The 3,910-nt window shown below is 52.0% G+C and carries 2 protein-coding genes; both read right to left on the bottom strand.

Features of this window, described 5'->3' with window-relative positions; all coding sequences use genetic code 11:
- The coding region (locus tag QZP87_RS13880; protein ID WP_291323518.1) for a PAS domain S-box protein at positions 1-1,342 on the bottom strand (1,342 nt) is incomplete at its 3' end.
- Positions 1,343-1,379: 37 nt separating this feature from the next.
- A partial coding sequence (locus tag QZP87_RS13875; protein WP_291323517.1) for a hybrid sensor histidine kinase/response regulator occupies positions 1,380-3,910 on the bottom strand: 2,531 nt, incomplete at its 5' end.

Genomic DNA, 3,910 nt, shown 5'->3' with positions numbered 1-3,910 from the left:
CTTCAACAGAATTTGTGAAATCCTCCCGGCTGACTCCGTAGATGCGAAACATGCCCTCATCCCATTCCAGGTACCCATCGGAAATTCTCAGGTCCCATATGCCCAGTTCAGCTGCTTCAGTGGCCAGGCGCAGCCTTTCTGTCAATTCCTGCGTGGCTTGCCTGGCTTCCTTTTCTGCAGTAATATCCAGCCCGGTGCCCCTGAATCCTGTCAACTCATCGTCTGCATCCTTGACAGGCATCCCGCTCACCCGTTGCCAGACAATTCTGCCGTCCGGGCGTAATGATTGATGCTCCAGCCCCTGCCAGGATTCGCCTTTTTCAGCCCATCCAGCCAGCATTTTTTCAACTCTTCGAGCCTCTTCAGAGGGCATGAAATCAAAAGGGGAGCGTCCAAGGATTTCATCCACCCTGCGACCAAGAACGTCCTCCACTCTGGGAGTCAAAAAGCTGTAAGTGCCTTTGGGGTCAATCTCCCAGATGTATTCACCTGCAGCTTCGGCAACGTCGCGAAAGCGCTGCTCACTCTCCTCCAGGGCCTGCATTGCTGCTTTATGATCGGTGATATCGCGAAAAACACACAGGAAGTATTTTTTATCCTCCTGTTCCAACAACAAGACTGTAACATTGACATGAATAACGCTGCCGTCCTTGCACCTGTGCATGGTTTCAAAATCATCCCGGCCATGCTCAAGTATATGCTCTATGTGCCGGGCGGTTTCTTCAGGGGATTCTTTGGCCTCATAGTCAGGAATAGTCATCCCGGCAAATTCCCGGGCGGTGTAGCCCAGCTGTTCATGGGCCATCCTGTTGAACTGTACCGGCAGAGCGGTTGCCGGATCGATGAGCAGGGTTGCGTCAGGATAAAGCTCAAACAGGTTCCTGAATCTGGATTCACTCTCGCTCAATTTTTGTTCTCTGATTAATAGTTGTTCCCGGGTGCGCAGCAGGTCTCTGATCCAGATGAAAGAACCAGTCATCAGAACCGTGACGCCAAGCAGCAAGGCAATCTCTTTGTAGAATTCCAGCAGTCCGTCCCCATGGTGTACAGCCAGAAAGTTGTCTGCAACGTCTGCTGCCGAATAGACAAAAATCAAGCCGATACCCAGGGTCAGCATGAGCCATATTCTGCCCTGTTCAAGACTGGTCCATTTTCTTGCAAAGCAAATAACTGCCAGCAGGGCAATAGCAGTGAGCAAGGTTAAAAGCCCTTCCATAAGCATGACCGCATGGACAGGGAACCCGGCTTTTACCTTTCCAAAATACAGGACAGAAACAATGGTAAGTATGCCTGCGGCGAGCAAAGCACCTGCCAGAGCCTGTATGTGGATATGTCTATTCATATTTTTTTCCGTAAATGATCATATATTGAGCCTCGGATTAATCCTTCGGCGGTATTGTTTTTTTAATTTCAACTATACATCTTTCAAACTGCCTTTCCAGTTCATGCATAAGTTCCTTCATCTGCTCAAGGTTTGCGGCATGACCGGCTTCTTCCATCATTCCGGCGATCTCAGCCATGGCCAGACAGCTGACATTGCCTGAATTGCCTTTGATGGAATGAGCCTCCCGGGTTGCTCCTTCTTTTTGGCCCTGTTCAATAAGTTTTTTGAGTGCTTCTATGTTTTTGGGTATGGATTCCAGGTAAACGTTCATGATCTCCCTGACCATCTCACTGTCATGCCCAATTCTTGTCATGAAATCCTCCTGGTCGAACACTGGCCTGGTACAGACAAAAGCTTTCGAGGGTTCCTGTTTCGTTTCCGCAGCCTCTCCGATCCAAAGGTCCTCCTCTTCTCCCCTCTGATCACTGACCTCAGACTTCTGATTTCTGTCCTCTGCCTTATGATGTCTGCCTGCTGTTCCCTGATCACTGACCTCAGACCTCTGACTTCTGTCCTCTATCCTCTGTTCTCTGTCTTCCAACAGCCACTTCTCCAGCACCCGAGCCAGTTCATCCGGATTGACCGGCTTGGCTGTATAATCATCCATGCCGGCATCAAAGCACCGCTCCCGGTCCTCCTGCATGGCACCGGCGGTCATGGCGATAATTGGAATTCTGAATTCTGGGATTGAGGAATTGAGGGATTCAGGAATTGAGGAATTTTGGGATTCGCTCTCCAGCCTCTGATCTCTGACCTCTGATCTCTGCCCTTTATCCTCTGCTCCATGCTCCATGCTCCATGCCCCATGCTCCATGCTTCTTATCCGCCGCGTGGCCTCCAGTCCGTCCATTTCCGGCATCTGCACGTCCATGAATACCAGGTCGTAAGGGATTGTCTGCAGGGCGTGAATGGCTTCCTGGCCGTTGGCCACGGCATCTGCGCGAAGCCCCATTTTTTTAAGAATGCCCAGGGCCACCTGCTGGTTGACTACGTTGTCTTCGGCCACCAGAATGCGGGCTTTTGTGCTGGAAAAGTCCGGATAGCCCTGCCGGAATTTTTCCTGCTTCGTATATTCCGCGACCATGTCTGCAGCATCTGTTCTTGTCAGAACTTTTTCCAGGCCGGCATGCAGTTCACTGGGCAGGACAGGTTTGTGCAGGATGATGTCGAATCCAGCCTTCTGCAGACGACTGGAATCACCTGTCTGCCCGGTTGCTGAAGACATCATGATCAGTCTGGTATCCTTAATTTGCCCGTCCTGCTTGATGCTTCGTCCCAGGGTTTCCCCGTCCATGTCCGGCATCTGCATGTCTAAGACAGCTACAACAAAGGGGTCGTTATCTGCCTGGGCCCGATGCAGCATGCTTAGAGCTTCAGGGCCGCTGGAGGCTTCCTCGGGGCGCATCTTCCAGGAGCCGAGGCGTACCCTGAGTATTTCCCGATTGGTGGGATTGTCGTCCACTATAAGAGTGCGTACCCCTTGCAGGCAGGCCGGGGCAGGACTTTCCTGCTGTTGCTCGTCCTGAAGACCCAGGCGCACTGTAAACCAGAATGTGCTTCCCCGGCCCTCTACACTTTCCAGACCTGCTGTCCCGCCCATGAGCTCTGCCAGTTGCCTGGAAATGGCCAAACCCAGACCGGTGCCTCCGAATTTGCGGGTAGTGGACGCATCCACCTGGGAAAAGCTTTCAAAAAGACTGTCTTGCTTGTCTTCAGGGATGCCCATGCCAGTGTCGCGAACAGTGAAGCGGAGAGATATTTTTGGGATGCTGGAATGCTGGGATGCTGGGATGCTGAAATGTTTGTCCCGTTGAGCCTGGGCAACCTCTATAGTGTTTACCTGTGGTCGGAATGATTTTTCATCTGAACCCTGATCACAGCCATGGCCTCCAGTCGAATCTAGAATGCCGGCGTTATCTTTCTCTTCAATTCCAGCCGGAGTTGAACACCCCGGAGGGGACCCCGGTTCAACCGGGTAAACATGCCAGTATGCCAGCATCCCAGCATCATCTTTTTCTTTTTGCACTCTGATCTCCACTTCTCCCTCTTCAGTAAACTTGACCGCATTGCCCACAAGGTTCATGAGAATCTGGCGCAGCCGGCCCGGGTCTCCCCGGACCAGGGAGGGCACGTCCGGGTCCATGGAACAGACAAGTTCCAGCCCCTTTTCTTCCGCCTTGACCGCCATCATGCCTGAAAAATCCCTGAGCATGGCCTCTAAATCGAAATCAATGGTTTCGATATCCAATCGTCCAGCTTCTATTTTGGAAAAGTCCAGAATATCGTTGATAACAGTCAGGAGTGACTGAGCACTGGAGCGTACAGTGCGGGCATAATGCTCCTGGTCCCTGTCCAGGTCAGTATCCATAAGCAGCCCGGTCATGCCGATGACCCCGTTCATGGGGGTGCGGATTTCGTGACTCATGTTGGCCAGAAATTCGCTCTTGGCTTTGGTGGCTTCCTCGGCCTTTATGCGGGCTGCATCCAGTTCTGCATTTTTCAGTTCAAGGTTTCTGGCATTGCGCT

It is taken from the genome of Desulfonatronospira sp., assembly GCA_003563255.1.
Taxonomy (GTDB): domain Bacteria; phylum Desulfobacterota; class Desulfovibrionia; order Desulfovibrionales; family Desulfonatronovibrionaceae; genus Desulfonatronospira.
Note: the sequence above shows the minus strand (reverse complement) of the source record. Positions and strands in the feature narration are given on the sequence as shown.